Source organism: Prosthecobacter sp., assembly GCF_014879935.1.
In the GTDB taxonomy this organism is placed as follows: Bacteria; Verrucomicrobiota; Verrucomicrobiia; order Verrucomicrobiales; family Verrucomicrobiaceae; genus Prosthecobacter.
The window spans coordinates 23,351-41,376 of record NZ_JACSRD010000124.1; the positions used below are offsets into that span (position 1 = coordinate 23,351).

The 18,026-nt window shown below is 62.9% G+C and carries 11 protein-coding genes; 10 read left to right on the forward strand and 1 reads right to left on the reverse strand.

The window, feature by feature from the left end; all coding sequences use genetic code 11:
* Window positions 1-30 precede the first annotated feature (30 nt).
* A complete protein-coding gene (locus IAE77_RS10110) occupies window positions 31-1,458 on the forward strand; it encodes a DUF1501 domain-containing protein (protein ID WP_294225606.1) in 1,428 nt (475 codons plus the stop codon).
* Here the strand turns inward: IAE77_RS10110 and IAE77_RS10115 are convergent, their stop codons facing one another.
* The gene (locus IAE77_RS10115) at window positions 1,459-2,193 is read right to left on the reverse strand and encodes an AraC family transcriptional regulator (RefSeq protein ID WP_294225608.1); all 735 of its coding nucleotides are present in this window, start codon (window positions 2,191-2,193) and stop codon (window positions 1,459-1,461) included. It abuts the gene before it with no gap.
* 105 nt (window positions 2,194-2,298) lie between these two features.
* On the opposite strand from IAE77_RS10115, the gene IAE77_RS10120 reads away from it, so the two are divergent.
* From IAE77_RS10120 to IAE77_RS10160, 9 genes are all read left to right on the forward strand, one after another.
* Window positions 2,299-3,207: a dihydrodipicolinate synthase family protein gene (locus IAE77_RS10120; protein ID WP_294225611.1), complete on the forward strand. Its 909-nt coding sequence runs from the start codon at window positions 2,299-2,301 to the stop codon at window positions 3,205-3,207.
* A 67-nt stretch (window positions 3,208-3,274) separates the two neighbouring features.
* Window positions 3,275-4,081, forward strand: a complete 807-nt coding sequence (locus tag IAE77_RS10125) for a 3-methyl-2-oxobutanoate hydroxymethyltransferase (RefSeq protein WP_294225613.1) — start codon at window positions 3,275-3,277, stop codon at window positions 4,079-4,081.
* Between the two features lie 126 nt (window positions 4,082-4,207).
* Window positions 4,208-7,870: a glycoside hydrolase family 9 protein gene (locus IAE77_RS10130; RefSeq protein WP_294225616.1), complete on the forward strand. Its 3,663-nt coding sequence runs from the start codon at window positions 4,208-4,210 to the stop codon at window positions 7,868-7,870.
* Between the two features lie 87 nt (window positions 7,871-7,957).
* A complete protein-coding gene (locus IAE77_RS10135; protein ID WP_294225619.1) occupies window positions 7,958-8,821 on the forward strand; it encodes a proline racemase family protein in 864 nt (287 codons plus the stop codon).
* A gap of 48 nt (window positions 8,822-8,869) precedes the next feature.
* On the forward strand, window positions 8,870-9,622 hold the full coding sequence (locus tag IAE77_RS10140; protein ID WP_294225621.1) for a sigma-70 family RNA polymerase sigma factor: 753 nt from the start codon (window positions 8,870-8,872) through the stop codon (window positions 9,620-9,622).
* A gap of 40 nt (window positions 9,623-9,662) precedes the next feature.
* Window positions 9,663-13,229, forward strand: a complete 3,567-nt coding sequence (locus IAE77_RS10145) for a protein kinase (RefSeq protein WP_294225624.1) — start codon at window positions 9,663-9,665, stop codon at window positions 13,227-13,229.
* 163 nt (window positions 13,230-13,392) lie between these two features.
* Complete coding sequence (locus IAE77_RS10150; protein WP_294225626.1) at window positions 13,393-14,163, forward strand: hypothetical protein; 771 nt, start codon at window positions 13,393-13,395, stop codon at window positions 14,161-14,163.
* Window positions 14,164-14,170: 7 nt separating this feature from the next.
* On the forward strand, window positions 14,171-15,934 hold the full coding sequence (locus tag IAE77_RS10155) for a hypothetical protein (RefSeq protein ID WP_294225629.1): 1,764 nt from the start codon (window positions 14,171-14,173) through the stop codon (window positions 15,932-15,934).
* 40 nt (window positions 15,935-15,974) lie between these two features.
* Window positions 15,975-17,999: a tail fiber domain-containing protein gene (locus IAE77_RS10160; RefSeq protein ID WP_294225632.1), complete on the forward strand. Its 2,025-nt coding sequence runs from the start codon at window positions 15,975-15,977 to the stop codon at window positions 17,997-17,999.
* Window positions 18,000-18,026 lie beyond the last annotated feature (27 nt).

Consider the following 18,026-nt stretch of genomic DNA (forward strand, 5'->3'; position numbering starts at 1 on the left):
ATTTCTCCATAACTCCACCACTCCACTTTTATGAACCCCTTCACCCGCCGCCAATTCTTCACCAACGGCTCTCACCTCCTCGGCGGAGCCGCGTTGTCGTCGCTCTTCGGGCAGTCGTTGCAGGCTGCGATGTCGCACAAGGCGGGAGGGCCACATTTCACGCCAAAGGCCAAGCGCGTCATTTACCTCCACATGGTCGGTGGCCCGTCGCAGATCGATCTGTTCGATTACAAGCCGGAGATGATGAAGTGGTATGACAAGGACCTGCCGGACAGCATCCGCAACGGCCAGCGACTCACCACGATGACCAGCGGACAGGCGCGATTCCCCATCGCGCCGTCGAAGTTTGAATTCAGCGCGGCGGGCCAGTGCGGCATGATGATGAACACCGAGCTGCTGCCGAATTTGGCGAAGAAAGCCGATGAAATCTGCTGGATGCGCTCGCTGCACACGGAGGCCATCAATCACGAGCCTGCCATCGCGGCGATGCAGACGGGCAACCAGATCGGCGGGCGTCCCTGCCTCGGCTCCTGGGCCTCGTATGGCCTCGGTTCGATGAATGAGAATCTGCCCACCTTTGTCGTCCTCGTCGCCACGCCGACGAATCGTGAGCAGGAGCAGGCCATCTCCGCGCGCTTGTGGAGCAGCGGTTACCTGCCCGGCGAGCATGCGGGCGTGTCCTTCCGCAGCAAAGGCGATCCCATTCTCTACATCAACAACCCGCCCGGCGTGCCCGACAGCGTGCGCCGCCGCACCATCGAAGGCCTCAACGCGCTCAACGAGCTCGAATTCCAGCAGCTCGGCGATCCCGAAACGCAGACGCGCATCTCGCAGTATGAAATGGCCTTCCGCATGCAGGCCAGCGTGCCGGAGCTCACCGATCTCTCGAAGGAACCCGAGCACATTTTCGAGCTTTACGGCCCCGACGCGAAAAAGCCCGGCTCCTTTGCCAACAGCGTGCTCATGGCCCGCCGGCTCGCGGAGCGCGGCGTGCGCTTCATCCAGCTCTACCACAACAACTGGGACCACCACAGCAACGTCGGCGGTCGCATGCCCAGCCAGTGCAAAGACGTCGATCAGCCCTGCTTTGCCCTGCTCGAAGATTTGAAGCAGCGCGGCATGCTCGATGAGACGCTCATCATCTGGGGCGGCGAATTCGGCCGCACCATCTACTCCCAAGGCGGCCTCTCGAAGGAAAACTACGGCCGCGACCACCACCCGCGCTGCTTCAGCATGTGGATGGCCGGCGGCGGAGCCAAAGGCGGCACCATCTACGGCGAAACCGACGACTTCAGCTACAACATCGTCAAAGACCCGCTCCACATCAGCGACTTCCACGCCACCGTCCTCCACCTCCTCGGCTTCCACGCCGATCGCTTCAGCTACAAGTTCCAAGGTCTCGACGCGAAGCTCATCGGCGTGAACCCGGCCAAGCCGGTCAAGGCGCTGCTGGCTTGATCATTTCTCAGCGATCTTTTGCATCGCCCGAAACTTCCCCGGTGCCATGCCCGCGTAGCGGCTGAAGTGCCGGGTGAAGGCACTTTGGTCGCACCAACCCGTTTGCAGGGCGATCTCGCCCAGCGGGAGATCGGTCTCACGCAGCAGCCGCGTGGCTTCGTCGAGGCGGAGCTTGTGCAGGAGTTGCAGCGGGCTCATTTGAAAGAGCTTCTGCACGCGCTGCTCGAACTGATAAACGCTGAGGCCTGCCTTCGTGGCGATGTCCTCGATGCGCAGGCTCTCGGTGAAGCGTGAGCGCATCAGCTTCAACGCCGAGGCAAGCTGCGCGTAGCCGCTGTCCTTCCCGCTGGGCGCGTTCAGGTCGCGCGAGATGCCCGTCACGCCGAGGATGCGGCCCTGCGCGTCGCGCAGCGGATGCTTCGTGGTGAGACACCAGCCCGCCTTGCCACCAGGATAAATGTGCAGCTCCAATTGATGCTCCACGGGCTTTCCCGTTCGCAGGACGCTCTCATCCTGCCGCGCATAACTTGCCGCCAGTGGTGCCGGGAAGACCTCCTCGGGCCGCTTGCCGATGAGCTTCGTCTTGTCCCCCCCCGCGCAACGGGCCGCAAGTGTCTGGTTCACCCGCACGTAGCGTCCGGTGCGATCCTTGATGAAGAACACAACATCCGGCAGCGCATCAAAGAGCGCCTCCGCATAGGCATGTGCGCCGAAGAGGTCATCCGTGGCCGTCATTTTGGCAGAAATGGCAGCTCCCCAACGCCAAAGCAAGCAAGACCCTCTTGCCCCACCTCTTACCATACCCTCTCGCAACGCCACATTTCGTCATTCGTCATTCCCATGTCCCTCTCCACCCCTTCCCTCAACTGGTCCGGTGTCTTCCCGGCCGTCGTCACGCAGATGAATGAGGACCAGTCGATCGACTTCGACGCGTCCGCGCGCTTTTGGGAGGCGCAGATTGAGGCGGGTGTGCACGGTTTGATCGTCTGCGGCTCGCTGGGCGAGAATCAGTGCCTGCAAGCCGATGAAAAGCGCGCTGTCGTGAAGCACGCCGTCGAAGTGGCCGCCGGACGCGTGCCTGTGATCAGCGGTGTGGCGGAAATGAGCACGCGCGCCGCCATCAGCTACCTGCACGATTGCGAAAAGATCGGCGCATCTGGTTTCATGATCATGCCACCGATGGTTTACAAAAGCGATCCGCGCGAGACGCAGCACTGGTTCCGCACGCTCGCCAAAGCCACGCCGCTGAGCTGGATGCTCTACAACAACCCCGTCGGCTACCACACCGATGTCACGCCAGAGATGTTCGTGGAGCTGACGGACATCCCGAACCTGCTCGCCATCAAGGAAAGCAGCGCCAACACCCGCCGCATCACCGAGCTGCGCAATCAAACCGGCAACCGCTACCGCATCTTCACCGGCGTGGACGATCTCTTCCTCGAATCTGCCATCCTCGGCATCGACGGCTGGGTTTGCGGCAGCGGCATCGCTTTCCCGAAGGAGAATCAAAAACTCTGGGACCTCGCCCAGGCAGGCAAATGGGGCGAATGCCGCGCGCTCTATCGCTGGAGCCAGCCGCTCATGAAGCTCGATACGCACCTCCACTTCGTGCAATACATCAAGCTCCTCGTCCAGGAGACCGGCCTCGGCAAAGAATGGGTGCGCGAACCGCGCCTTACACTCGCCGGAGCCGAGCGCGAGCAGGTGCTGAAGATCATCCGCGATGCGCTGGCGAAGAGGCCGGGGTGACTGTCCTGCTCAAAACGGGGACAACCTTGAACCTTGAACCCCGAACCATGAACCTCTAAAAGAGCGCATGGTCCGCCCGCGAAAAAAATACACCGTCCACGATCTCCGTAAGCTCAAAGGCAAACGCGTGCTCACGCACATCCACGTGAAGTCACCGCAGGAGGCCATGGCCGCCGAAGCTGCGGGCGTGGATCTCATGAGCTGCAGCTTTGACTCGCCGGAGGCGCAGGCGCGTCTGCCGCTGCTCGTCGCCGCCGCGCCCACGGCCTTCCTTTCCGGCAGCACGCCGCACGGCATGGCGACTCAGGAGGAGGCCATCCGCACCGGCTTCCGCGCGCTCGAAATGGGCGCCAGCAGCGTCTATTGCTCCGGCAGCCCTTTTTTGATCGAGGCCATGGCTCGCGAGGGCATTCCAGTCGTCGGCCACATCGGCATGGTGCCGCGTCATGTCACCTGGACTGGCTATCGCAGCATCGGAAAGACCGTCGATGAGGCGAAGGCGCTCTATCGCAAGATGAAGGACCTCGAAAACGCCGGCGCGTATGCCGCCGAGATCGAAATCGTGCCACACAACCTCGCCTCGTGGCTTTCGAAGCAGACGAGCATGCTCCTCATGTCCCTCGGCTCCGGCACCGGCTGCGACACGCAGTTCCTTTTCTCCTGCGACATCCTCGGCGACTACGACGAGCGCATCCCGCGCCACGCGAAGTCCTACCGCAACTTTGCCGAGGAACACCGCCGCCTGCAAAACGAGCGCATCGCCGCCTTCAGCGAATACGTCGCCGATGTGAAGGAAGGCCGCTTCCCCGAGCTCTGCCATCTCACCGAGATGGATGCGCAGTTGCTCGATGAAGTGGTGAAATCGATCGCGTGAATGGTCATGCGCCCCGTTGCCTGCGTCTTTTAAAGAGCTGTGATTGACTGTTTTCGACGCCGATGGCCGGCTGCTTCGCCTCATTTCGGGCGTGCTGACGAAGTGAGCACCCACAGCCTCATTTCGATGCTCCGATTCCTCTGCCTGATCGCTGTTTTCGTCACGCAAGGTGGTCACGCCGAGTCCGTGCTGGCACGCTACGATTTCGAAGCAGGTCTCGCCGACACCACCGGCCAGCAAGCGGCGGTCACGCTCGCAGGTGGAGCGGCTTGGGAGCCGGGACGTTTGTCGTTCGCTTCAATGGCGGATAAAGCGGAGGTGACGATCCCGAACAACCAGTTTTACATCGCTGGCCAGACGCAGGCGATCGAGCTGGATGCGTGGATACGCACGGAGGCATTTCTCGGCAACAGCGTGGGTTCGGCGTATGTGATGACGCTGCTTCAGGCCTACAATGCCCAGCTGTCCTTCCTGCAGGACAAGTGGCAGTGGACTCCGCGCAGCATTTTGGGCAATGGCCATGAAGTCGTGTCGGCTGCTGAACTGGCTCCATATTGGCAGCATGGCATCTCGCATCATCTTCAACTGGTCATTGATGCCGAAAAGGCCTCCGTGTGGGTGGACGGGCGATTGCTCGGGGAGACGCCTGCGCCGGGAGAGCTGGGCCTGTGGGGCCGCTCCACTGGGGTGAGCACGCTGAGCATGGGCATGTTCCATGGCGTGGTGGAGGAAGTCACCATCAAGCGTCATGACACCATCCCGGCCTATGTGAGCAAGGAGACGCCCTTCGAGATCACGGAGGTCGAACGTGGCATGGATGGACGGCTGAATCTGCGCTGGAACAGCCGCCCGGGGACGCAATACACGGTCGAAACTTCCACCGACCTCATCCACTGGGCTCCGCAGCCGCTCAGCGTGCTGACGGCCACGGCGCTGAGCACTTTGCAAGACGTGGCTGTCGATGCGGCAAGTCCAGATTTGTGTTTTGCGCGTGTGCGTGTGGGAAATGCCTTTGACGGCCAGGGGCCGCTGCTGCTCTCCCACCAGGATGGACAGACGCTGATCGGCAGCAGTGCTTTGATCCAATGGCTGCCCAACACCACGGGGGTGGATGAGTGGGTGGTGAAGGCAGGCAGCGTGGCGGGCGGTGCAGATTATTTTCAGAGCATCTCACTGCCGGCCAGCAGCACTCAGTTCACCCTGAAGAACCTGCCCACCCGGGGAGAGGTGACGCATGTCACCCTCTCGTATCGCAAAGGGGTCTCGTGGTATGAGAAGCGCTTCACCTTCACCGCCCAGCAGACGGATGATCTGCCGGACGAGCGTGAAGGTCTCTTCCCCATCGCCAGGCCGAGCTACAACGGCATCGACCAGATCCTCGGGCTGAGTAACCGCTGGCTGATCGCTGCGGTGGTGGACACCGAGGAGGTGGCGGCACGCATCAACACGCTTTCCGGCGGCCAGCTTTTCACGCATGCAGACAACTGGGACCGCGGCACACCTGCTGGCAATCCAGCACGCTGGGATGCCTGGACCGGACTGCCGCAGATACGTGACACTTACATCGCCCAGGCGCGCATTGACTTGGATGAGTCCCGATACACACGGCCCGACTACTACGCCATCACATCGACCGACGATCCGGCCTATGCCACCGCCCGCGAACCGCTGCGGGCCACCCAGTATTACGTGGGCCTGGATGGCGGCCAGACGCGTGGCATGCACAACCTGCACTACGCTCATTACTGCTACATCGAAATGCCTGACGCCATGGTCAGCGGGCGCACTTACACCCTCACGCTCGACAACGGCAAAGCGGCGACTTTTCTCTACGACGAGAGCCGCACGGTCTCACGGGCCATCAAGGTGAATCAAAACGGCTACCTCTCAGACAGCACCAAGAAGTACGCCTACATCGGCGGCTGCGTGCATGGCTACGGTCCCCTGTCGCTGAGCCACGCGACGACCTTTGAAGTCATCAATGCCCAGACCGGCGCCGTGGCTCACAGTGGCAATGTCACCCTGCGGGAGGCGAATCCGCGGTTCTCCGTGAAACCGGGCAATACCGATGATCCTGCCACGCGTCCGCTCATGCTCGGCGAAAACTTGTATCAGATCGATCTCAATGGCCTGACGCAACACGGTTGGTTCTTCATCCGTGTGCCTGGTGTGGGCCGTTCATGGACATTCCGCCATGCGCCGGATGCGTATGGCGAGGCCTTCTACACCAGCGCACGCGGTCTTTACCATCAGCGGGCCAATAGCGCCTACCAGATGCCGTTCACGCCGTGGAGCCGCATCAAAGCCCACAGCGAGCCCATTTATGAAAGCGCCCTCGTCTGCTTTGGCTTCGGTGACTTTGATGAACCCGCCAATTATCAGCGCTTCGACATCGTGGGAGCGACGCTCGATCTCACCAGGGCTACTCCCAATGTGGAAGGTGGTTGGTATGATGCAGCGGACTGGGATCGCAATCTGCGCCACTACACGAACATCTTTGACATGCTCTACGCCTATGAGGTCGCCCCGGCGAAGTTTGTCGATGGCCAGCTCAACATCCCTGAGAGCGGCAACGGCGTTCCCGACATTCTCGATGAGGTCGAATACGGCCTCGAAGTCTGGACGCGCAGCATGACCGCCACAGGAGGAGTCTCCGGGATGGTGGAGACATCCACGCATCCCACCATGACGGATCCGGCCTACAAATACGGCTACAGTCAGCGCACACGCTGGTCATCGCTCCTTTACGCTGCCGCCGCTGCACAGCTCGCTGAATTGCTCGCGCCCATCGATGCCGCACGCTCCACCAAGTATCGGCAGCTCGCTCTAAAGGCCTATGGCTTCGGCGCTGATCCCGCCAACAGCCTCGGCACCATCACCATCCCGGCCGCCTCCAATCGCGGCCTCGGCACGCCTTACAGCTACAACTGGACTGAGCTCGCAAGCATGAATGATCCCTATCTGTTTCATGCCAAGCTGCGGCTCTACTACCTCACGGGTGACACAGCGTACCTTGGCGGCATCGAGAGCCATCTGGTCGGCGCCGCCCCATGGGCATGGCCGAACACACTGCGGGACTGCGTGCCATGGTTTTACTTCAGCATCGCCAAACGTGGCGCAGGCATCTTCAACCAGGGCCTCATCGACACCTGGCGGAACAAATACATCAATGGAGCCGATGGCCTCGTCGCCATGCTCGACGCCATGCCTTACCGTCACACCTGGCCACGCTATCAGGATTACTTCGCCGCCTGGGGAGAGATGGACTTTGCCAATCGCAGCCGCCTTCTGCTGCAAGCCTATGCATTGACCAACAACACCACCTATCGTGACACCGCCGCCTGCAACATGGACTACATGTTTGGCAGCAACGCTATGGGCATGAGCTGGACGACCGGCATCGGCTACACTTACCCCGCCGTGCTCCAGCATGAAGTCAGCGCCAATGATGCCATCGATGACCCGGTGCCCGGCATCAGCATCTATGGTCTCGACGGCGGCCCGATGCACTACACCCTGCGCAACGACGTCTGGAGCAGTCCGACTGATCCTACTGCCACCACGCGTCATTCGTTCTACCCCGACCCTGGCACGCCCTTTTATCGTCGCTGGGTGCCTCATCCAACGGCGAACACGGGCCAGTGTGAATTCACCATCCATGAGACCATGAGCGCCACCCTATTCACCTGCGCCATGCTGCTGCCAGACGGCTGGACGCCACCCCTGAGCCTAAAGCAGCGCAAGCCACGCCATCGCGGCAGCCTCTTTGGCTATTGGTATCTGCCTTGATGTGCGGCCCGGCTGCTTGGGTTGTTTTTTCAGCCGCGTCTCTCAAAGCATCCAAGACGACACCCAACACGCGGTTTTTTTCACCGGATGCAGCGCATCCCCATCATCGACTCCCACACCGGCGGCGAGCCCACACGCGTCGTTTTGAGCGGCATCAGCGCCGCGGAGCTCGAAACGTATCGTCGTGCGATCATTTGCGAGCCACGAGGGCATGAGGTGATCGTCGGTGCCTTGCTCGTGGAGCCGAAAGACGCGACTTGTGCTGCGGGCGTGATTTTCTTCAACAACGTCGGCCTGCTCGGCATGTGCGGGCATGGCATGATCGGCCTCATCGCGACGCTGAAGCATCTCGAACGCATTTCAGCCGGCGAGCATCGCGTGGAGACGCCGGTGGGCGTGGTGACCGCCGTTTTGGATGACAGCGGCAGCGTGAGCATGCGCAATGTGCCGTCGTATCGACAGGCGAAGGGCGTGAAGGCCAGTGGAGTGACCGGAGACGTCGCGTGGGGCGGAAACTGGTTCTTTCTCGTGTCGGATCACGGACTCGATCTCACGCTGAAAAATGTGCCGCAGCTCACGCAGGCCAGTTTGGCGATGCGCGAGGCCGTGCGGGCCGCAGGCTACCCGGAAGTCGATCACGTCGAGCTTTTTGGCCCGGCGCACGATCCCGCAAATCACAGTCGAAACTTCGTTTTGTGCCCTGGCGGTGAGTATGATCGCTCCCCCTGCGGCACGGGCACGAGCGCGAAGCTCGCGTGCCTCGCCGCAGATGGAAAACTGGCCGCAGGCGAGATCTGGCGGCAGGAAAGCATCCTCGGCAGCGTGTTTGAAGGCAGCTACGAAGCCACAGAGAAAGGCATTCTGCCCACGATCACCGGCGAGGCCTTCATCACGGCGGAATCGACGCTGGTGCTCGATCCGGCGGACCCGTTTCGTCTTGGCATCGCGTGAGGCTTGAAAGCAAGGTGGAACGGATTCAGTAGGGCTTGGATGCCCCCCATGGATTTCGATGCCAAGCTCAATGAATCGACGCCCGGAGTCTTTCTGACGACCCGTTGGTCGCTGGTGGCGCGTGCGGCGGATGAAGATGACTCGACGGCAGCCCAGGCCCTGGCTGATCTGTGCCGGGATTACTGGCGGCCCTTGTATCATTTCGCCCGGAGGAAGGGGCAGACGCCGCAGGATGCGCAGGATCTGACGCAGGGCTTCATCGCGAAACTGCTGGAGAGCGGATCGTTTTCGCGGGCGGACCGGGAACTGGGGCGCTTCCGGACGTTTTTGATCAGCTCGTTCGTGAAATACATGTCGAACCAGCACCGCGACCAGACCGCGCAGAAACGCGGCGGTGCCATGAGTCCGGTTTCACTGAACGATGCCAGTGTCGAGCTGGAGTATGCCACGCACGACACCATGACACCGGAGCGGCTTTACGAACGGAGCTGGGCACTGGCGCTGCTGGAGAGGGTGATGCAACGACTGCGCGAAGAATACGTGAAGGCAGGACGCCTGCGGCTTTGGGAGGCGATCGAGCCGCATCTGGCTGGTGGTGGCGGGCGGCCGGGCTATGCGCGGATGGCGGCGGAGCTGGGCATGAGCGAGTCGGCGCTGACGGTGTCGGTGCATCGCATGCGGAAACGCTACGGCACGCTGCTGCGGGAGGAGATCGCCTCCACAGTGGCGGATGCGGCGGAGGTGGATGATGAACTGCGTCATCTCATGACGGTGGTGTCAGGCAGCGCAGATGCTGTGTAAGGATCGACTGAATTCTGGTAACACAGATTTGAATCCCCCGATGCCTGAGCCCGACGCCACACCCGAAAAGCCACTGCCATGCGCCGTTTGCGGCACGCCGTTGATGGCGGGAAGGCTGGGAAACCGGTGTCCGCGCTGCTTGCTGAGCCTGGCGTCGTTCACCATCGAGACAGCGGACGATCTGGGGGCGGAGCCGGCAGGTCTGCGGCAGTTTGGCGACTATGAGTTGCTGGAGGAGATCGCGAGAGGCGGCATGGGCGTGGTGTACCGCGCACGGCAGCTGAGCCTGGGCCGCGAGGTGGCGGTGAAGATGATCCTGGCCGGCGAGCTGGCGACTTCCGAGTCGGTGCAGCGTTTCCGCAATGAGGCGTCCACCGCAGCGCGGCTGGAGCACCCGAACATCGTGTCCGTGTATGAGATCGGGGAGCTGGACATGCAGCATTTTTTCTCGATGCGGCTGGTGCTGGGGCGGCGAAACATCGCGACCTGGGCCAAGCGACTGACCGGGCGGGCCGACGAACGCGACAGGCTGGTCGCGGCGATGATGGCGAAGGTGGCACATGCGGTGGAGTTCGCCCACGAGCGCGGCGTGCTGCATCGCGACCTGAAGCCGTCGAACATCCTGGTGGATGACCAAAACGAACCGCAGGTGACGGACTTCGGCCTGGCGAAGCTGCTCAATGAGCAGGACAGCAGCCTGACGCTCTCCGCCGTGATGCTTGGCAGCCCGAGCTACATGGCCCCGGAGCAGGCGGATGGACGACACGGCGATGTGACCACGCTGACGGATGTGTATGGCCTCGGCGCGGTGCTTTACGAGTTGCTGGCCGGACGTCCGCCCTTCGCGGCGGCGACACCACTGGCGACAGCGAAGCAGGTGGTGGAGCATATGCCCGCAGCGCTGACCGGCACGGCACGCGATCTGGCCACGATCTGCCTGAAGTGCCTGGCCAAGGAACCCACGCAAAGGTACATGAGCGCTCTCGCCGTGGCGGAGGATCTCGAAAGCTTCATGCGAGGCGAGCCGATTCGCGCACGGCCATTGACGCTTCCTGAGTCGGTCTGGCGCTGGACGCGGCGGCGTCCGAAGGTCGCCGCGTTGCTTGCCACGATAGCCCTGGTGTTTTTGCTCGGTTTTGCCGGAGTGACCTGGCAGTGGAGACGGGCTGAGGAGGCACGCGTGGAGCAACGGCGGGCGCTGGGCCATCTGGCGTGGAATGAAGTGGTGAGACAGGCGGGCACGGATGAAAAACAACCCGCGCTGGCCAGGCTCGCGGCGATGTTGCGCGAGGATCCCTCGCGCTGGCAGGCGGCCATGCTCGCGATGTCGATGGTCGATCAATCATCGTTTCCGATGCTGGTGGGACCGCCGATGAAACCGGAGGTGAAGCTGCTCACTCCGCCCCGCCTTGCACCGGATGGCACCTGGTTCGCTGCGGCTGGGGAAGATCAGATCCTTCGCACCTGGGATGCCGCCACGGGGCGTGAGACCAAGCGGATCACGCTGGTCTCGCCTGCCACAGCGTTGGCCGTGGCAGCAGGCCCGTGGACGCTGGCGCTGGCCACCCACGACGGCCACATCCACATCCATGCCACCTTGGAGACTGCGGCGGCTTCGCTGGCGCGTGATCGTTCGAAAGCCGTGCGTGAGCTTCAATTCTCCGCAGACGGCTCACGCCTTGCAGCGCGGTCCGCTGAACAGGTGGAGATTTGGGAGTGCGGATCATCCTGGGAGTCTCCGCCGCAGCTCTTCCTGCTGGAAGGTGGAGTGGCGGGAGCAAAGCTGTCCGCCGACGGCAAGCGTTTGCTGGTTTGGAATGCACGTCGGGCGGCAGTCTTTGAGACCGTGTCAAAACGGGCACTGCTGCAGATCGAGGCACGGGAAAAATTCCGCGGCGGGGCGCTTTCTGGGAATGGCGGACGGGTTTCCATGCTCGATGAGCGCTTCACCACGCGATCATGGGCCGTGGAATCCTCCGTGGTGCTGAGTGAAATCGACAGCCAGCCGTCACCCTGTCGTTTTCTCGTGCTGAATCATGACGGCACGCGTGTCACCCTCGGCACCGCCGCCAATAACCTCGCTGTGTTCGACACGGGGACCGGTTTGAGTGTCGCCACGGCCATGAACCATCTTTACAATCCGGCGGCGCTGATCGCTTCGGGGGACGGCAGTCGCACATTGAGCTACGGCAAGGATGGTCGCGTGCGCCTGTGGGACGCGGAGTCCGGCCGCGCGATGATCAGCCCGGTGTGGCTGAATACCGAGGCCTCGATGGCGATGGACGTGTCGCACGACGGCCGGAGGATGCTCATCGCGCCCGAATCCGTCCGCGATGGCGAGGCGACGATCAGCGTGTGGCAAGGTTCCGCGCCACTGCCGCCGCAACGGCATCGGCACCCACGACAGACGGAGGAAATGGCGGGCAACCGCATCAGTCCGGATGGACGTCTCGGCTGCTTGAGTGTGTCGGCGGAGCATCGCGCCCATCTATATGACCTCGCAGACGAGCATGTGGTTCTGGATGCTCCAACTCGTGGTGACATCTACGAGCATGTCTTTTCGCCGGACATGAGCCGCTATTACGCATTCACCGGCAACGGCTGGCTGCATGGCTGGTCGCTGGAGACGGGACAGGAGCTGTGGCCGCCCAGCCGTCAAAGCGGTGCGATCCGCCCGGCAGACATCTCCCCTGACGGCCGGCATCTGGCTGCCGCGCACAATGACGGCCGCATCCGCATCCATGACAGCGCCACCGGCAAGCTGGTGAGGACGCTGGACCATCCTGGCGAGATCAAGGTGCTGCGTTTCGCGCCCGATGGCAGCGGACGCTTTTTCACCAGCTCCACCGACCGTGTCACGCACGTCTGGGACATCAGGACGGGCGAAAAGTTGCGAACCTTCACCGGCCACTCCGACTCGATCATCGCCGGGGCGTGGAGCCCGGACAGCAGGCTCATCGCCACGGCTTCTTATGACCAGACGGCACGCGTCTGGGACGTCGCCACCGGAAAGGTGGTGGGAAAGCCGATGCCGCATCTGGCCTGGCTGTCGCACCTGGAGTTCAGCCCGGATGGTGAAATCCTGGCCACGGCATGCCGGGACGGCACCGTGCGGCTGTGGCACCCGCACACAGGCACGCCACGGTCTTCGCCACTGCCGCAGGCCAGCACGCCAGTGCTCGTGCGTTTCACCGCAGACGGGCGGTGCCTGCTGGTGCGCGACCACTTGGGCATCAGTTTTTGGGACACGTCACAGGGGGAGCAGGTGACCGCGCACTATCCCGCCCCGATCGCCAGCGGCCATGGCTACGACTCAGCGCCGGGCCGCGCTGTGCTCTCACCTGACGGCACGCGCGTTCATTTGGGCAGCTCCATGATGGAAGGCGTGCTGTGGACGGTCCCGCAGCCGCGTGAACCGGTGCCATCCTGGTTTCCTGAGCTGCTGGAAAGCCTCGCGTTGATGCGCACTGGAGACGCCGGTGTCACACGGGTGATTTCGGGCGAAGTTCTGCTGAAACTGCGCTCCCGGCTCGCCAGCACGACGGAGAAAGGCATCTACGCCGATTGGGCGAGACGCGTCCTGAGGCTGCCAACTGGCCAACCGTGAACCCGGAGGCACACTTTTTTCACGAAGCCGGTAAGGATTGAAAACAGACCGGTAAGACCGGGGATGAATGACTGTCTCATCCTCCTGTTTCACCGGGCTCCGGCGGCTCTTGCTGGGTTTGCTCGGCTGCGCCTCCCTGGCCCAGGCTTTTCCGCCCGCGCCGATGTTCACGATCCACGGAATTGCGCGTGATTCCTTCGGTTGGGCGCTGAAGGCCTCGGACCAGGCCACCGTGGTGGTGCGGCAGAACGGCGTGGTGATCGCTGAAGCCGCGGTCGATGAAAGACCGCGTGCGGGCGAAAATTTCCGGCTGCAACTGCCCATGGACACGAATCCGGCCGATCCCTACCGCACCGGAGCGCAGACCACGGGCACGCTGCTGTCCATCGAGGTGCGATTCCCGAACGCGACCCTGCCGGTTTCGAGTCTCACGGCCTCCAGCCGCACGGTGGGGCAGCCAGCAGGCAGCAGTTTCATTGATTTCACCATCGGAGCCGACACGGATGGCGATGGCATTCCAGACAGTTGGGAATGGTGGCAGCTCGGTGAAGCCGGCATCGGCCCCGGCGACCCACGCTGGTCGCTGGCGACGCTGGGCGGCGGCGACTTCGACCAAGACGGCACGTCGGACCACATCGAATACCTCGCGGGCACCTTTGCGTTTTTGAATTCGGAGACGCTGGCCCTGAAGATCACCGGCTGGCACGAGGACGGCTCGGCGCTGCTGAGCGCCTTCGTCGTGGTGGACAAAACCTACCGGGTGGAGTTTTCCGCCGACTTGAAGGACTGGACGCGCACGGATGTGCGCCAGGATTCACCCACGGCGCAGGCACAGACGACCTTCACCGCGGCGGACACGCGGGAGGTCAGCCTCTACTCCCCGGCCTCGATCGGAAGAACCAACCTTTTCTACCGGCTGGTGCTGGTGCGCTGAAAACGTCATGAAGATCTCACGAACCGTCCTTTGTCTCGTCGCGGCGATGCTGCCGATGGCAGCGCGCGCTGAATGGCGCACCGAATCCTTCGTCCTCAAAGCCGGCTGGAACGCCATCTACCCGCATGTGGATGCCAGCCATGCCACGCTGGACACGCTGCTGGCCGCCTATCCCGCAGTGGAGCAGGTCTGGCGCTGGCAGCCGGAGCGTGTCGATCCACGTGCGCCGGGGGGCGTCACCGCCGTGCCTGCCGGGACCGAATGGCAGATGTGGAAAGCCGGAGTGCCGGAGGAGACCACGTTTGACCGGCTGGATGCCAACTACGGCTATCTGGTGAAGGTGGCGGACGGAGCTCCGAATCAAACCTGGCATCTGAAAGGACGCGCCACTCTGCCGGAGGTGCGCTGGCGCGGAGACGGCCTGCATCTGGCGGGTTTTCCCGTGGTCGAGACAGGCACCACGCCGACTTTCGCGGCGTATCTGGCCCCCACGGGCTTCGCCCTGGCCCAGGCGGAGATTTTGCGCTACAACGGCGGCCCCATCAGCAGCGGGGCGAATCCCCTGCCGGTGAGTCCATCGGTCGGCCGCATCACACGCGGCCAGGCTTACTGGGTGCGAGTGGAGCAGTTCTCACGCTATTACGGGCCGCTGAGCGCAGCGGTGGACCACGGTGACGATGTGAGCTTCGGCACACGCTCCGACACGGCGCGGCTGGTGCTGAAAAATGAAACCAATGCCAGCCTGACCGTGGCGCTGGACAGCGTGGCCTCGGAAAGCGCCCCAAACGGCCAGCCAACGGTCTCCGGTGTGCTGCCACTCCTCGCACAGGTGGATGCGGAGACGGAATTCACCCCGCTCGGCGCACGAACGATCACGCTGGCGGCCGGTGCGGTGATTCAGGTGCGCCTTTTGCCAGACCGCACCGCGATGAGCGGCGCGGCCGGGACACGATTTGCCTCGCTGCTGCATTTGAGGACGACGGCAGGCGTCGTGGGTCAGGAGATGTACCTCCCGGCCACGGCGGAGGTTGCGACTCCAGCCGGACTGTGGATCGGCGAGGCCAAAATGACCCAGGTGGGCAGCATTCTGCGTCGGTATCAACGCGATGCCGCAGGCAACACGGTGAAGGACAGCAGCGGCAACCCGCTGCTCATCGAGGATCTCACCACGCCCGGCGGCGCCACTCAACTGCCCGCCGTTTCGAAGCCCTACACGCTGCGCCTGATCGTTCATGTCGATGCCGCCGGCCAGTCACGGCTGCTGTCCCACATTTATCAGGGAAAGCTGGCCGAATCCGCCGCAGATGCGCCCGTGGGCCTGACCTTGGTCGAGTCCAGGCTCGACAGCACCCTGCTGGACAAGGCCGTGCGCCTCTCCGTGGCGCATCTCCCGCTGGACACCAATCTGGCCTTCAACGGCTCCTTCACCCCCGGTGGCAGTCTGGCTGGCAACGGAGACCTCGTGACGCCGCACACCTCTCCGGTGAACCCCTTTCTGCACGTCTATCACCCGGATCATGACAACCTCGACGCGCGCTTTCAACAGAGCCTGCCCGCAGGACGTGAGTCCTTTGAAATCCGCCGTCAGATCAGCGTGACCTTCGATGTCAGCCGTCCGGAGGACGTCCCCACCAGCTGGGGAGCCACTCTGATGAGCGGGATCTACCAGGAGACCATCTCCGGCATCACCAAGCCCGGCTCATTCCTGCGCATCCGCGGCCCCTTCGTCCTGCACAAGGTCAGCGAGACCACCTCCATCTCCGGCCTCTGAATTTCACCCACCCAACGTCCCCTTCCCCGCCACCCGTCTCATGAAAACCGCGCTCCAATGCCTCCTGCTCACCGGTCTGCTCCTCCATGGCGCCGGATCACTCCACGCCCAGTCCATGGTGCCCTCCGCGATGAACTACCAGGGCGTTCTCACGGACAACAACGGCGATCCCGTGGCGAATGCCGCGCCGGAGAACCGCAACATCGAGTTCCGCATCTACAGCCAGGCCACCGGCGGCACACCGTTGTGGGGTGAGGCGCAGACGGTGACGGTTTTCAAAGGCCAGTTCAGCGTCGTGCTCGGAAACGGCACAGCCGTGGGTGGAGCGCCTTCCGGACCGGCCTCGTTTGCCGCCGTCTTCGCCAACGCGACCTCCGCGGATCTCTATTTTGGCATCACGCCGCAGGGTGGAGCCGAGTTTGCGCCGCGTCAGAAGCTGCTCGCCGGCGCCTATGCGCTGCGGGCCCGCGTGGCCGAACAAGTGAGCGCGACGACCGGCTCCTCCACCTTCAACGGGATCAATGCCAACGACCTGACCATGCAGGGGCCCGCGAGGATCGACGGCGGCAACGTGCTCGAATTCGGCACCAACGACGCGGAGCGGACACGTAACACGGCAGCAGGCCAGATCGGCTACAAAGTGTATTCCAACGGGCTCGACATCGTGGGTGCCGGGCCGGAGATCAACGAACGCCGTCTCACGCTGTGGGCGGAGGCGGGCACGGAGTTCAAGGGGCCGATCTCCTTCACCGGGCGCTACGGGCAGCACATCAGCCTGAACGACGCGTTCAACGGCTTCGGAGTGCAGACCGACGGGGTGTATGTGCGTGGCTTCAACCGCGTCTCCTTCTTCGCCAACGGCACGCACAACGACGGCGTGTCCAATCCCGGAACCGGAGGCACGCTCATGGCCACGCTGACCCCTGGCGGCTTCACGCTGAATTCCGGCGTTTTCACCGGGAATGGCAGCGGCCTGACCAACATCAGCCCCGCCGCCCTGCCAAACAACTACAACTACCTCGGCATCAACGGCAACAACGTGATCGAATTTGGCCGTGGCGTGGCCGGCAAACAGATCGATGCGGGCAAGATCGGCTACGGGACCTTCAGTGGCGGGGCGGCGCTGGAGATCGTTGGCGCGGGCACGGCGGCGAACAGCTCCGACCGGAAAATCAATCTGCATTCCCAAGGCGGCCTGCGCGTCCTCGGCCCGGCGACGGTGGAAAATAACGCGACCATCGGCGGCTTCCTCAGCGCCAATGCAGGCATGAATGTTTCGGGCGCACTGGGCATGAGCAACAGCTCGATCAATTTTGGCAGCCGCACGGGCCAGCACATCAATCTTTGGAGCAACGAATACGGCATCGGCATCGCGAACAGCACCACCTACTTCCGCACCGCCAGCAACGCCGCGTTTCGCTGGTATCGCGGCGGTTCACATGCGGATGATCCGGTGTCGGGGACCAATGGGGTGCAGCAGATGTTGCTCGACAGCTTCGGACTGACGGTCAATGGCGGCGTCAGTGTGAGTGGCACCTTCACCGCAGGCGGCTTCCTGAGGGCTCCTGGCATCACTCTCGGCAGTGGCAACTGGAGCATTTCCTCCGGGTCGGACCTGGACATTAATCTCAACGGCACTCGTCGCGCATGGCTGCTGGCCAGTGGTGGTGGCTGGGGAACAAGCTCTGACCGCAATCTCAAGAAGAACATCGAAACCTTCCAGGATGGTCTCGGCAAAGTCATGAAACTGCGCCCCACACGCTATCACTTCAAGACCCAGAAGGATGAGGAGCCTCTGCAGCCGGGCTTCATCGCCCAAGAGGTGGAGGAGATCATGCCGGAGCTGGTTTCCCAGCGGGACGGAGTCCGCGGCATCGACTACCAGGGCCTGATCCCGGTCACCGTGGCCGCTGTGCAGGAGCAGCAGAAGAAGATGGAGTCGCTGGCAGGCGAAAATGCGGAGCTGAAACAGCGGCTGGAAGCCCTGGAAAAGAAACTGGCACGTCTGGTGGATCAACTGCCGGAGTCACAGCCTGCGACGGACAGCGCCGCTGAGGCGCGCTGAGACATTCCCTGCCAAGGACACTTCAAC